This is a genomic window from Flavonifractor sp. DFI.6.63, from assembly GCF_024462255.1.
In the GTDB taxonomy this organism is placed as follows: Bacteria; Bacillota; Clostridia; order Oscillospirales; family Oscillospiraceae; genus Lawsonibacter_A; species Lawsonibacter_A hominis.
The window spans coordinates 1-298 of the sequence record NZ_JANGBE010000120.1 but is presented as its reverse complement, the minus strand read 5'-3'; the positions used below and the strand labels follow the sequence as shown (position 1 = coordinate 298).

Below are 298 nucleotides of genomic sequence, written 5' to 3'. Positions count from 1 at the left end.
GCCTCGTCCACGTCGCAGATCCGGTTTCCGGGCCGCGCCGCCGCCTCGCCGGCTGCCAGCGCCTCCCGGATCACCTGGAGCACTTCATACGCCTCCGGCGCACCGCCCCGCTCCAGAAAGATCGGGCGCACCATCTGCGTCCAGTAGCCGCCCGGCCCCGCCATCTCACAGGAGTAAACGAACACCTCATTGGGCCGGATCGGCTTGTTCTGGGCGCGCGTGATAAACGTGTGGGGTTTTTCCGCGCGGATGAGCACCAGACTGTCCCCCGCGCCGCGGGCCCGCAAAAAGCCCTCCG

At 68.8% G+C, this 298-nt stretch carries 1 protein-coding gene; it reads right to left on the bottom strand.

Translation table 11 applies throughout. The annotated features are described in order from the left end of the window. Positions 1-298 (bottom strand): M24 family metallopeptidase (locus NE547_RS18155; RefSeq protein ID WP_256176639.1); only part of this gene is annotated, 298 nt, incomplete at both ends.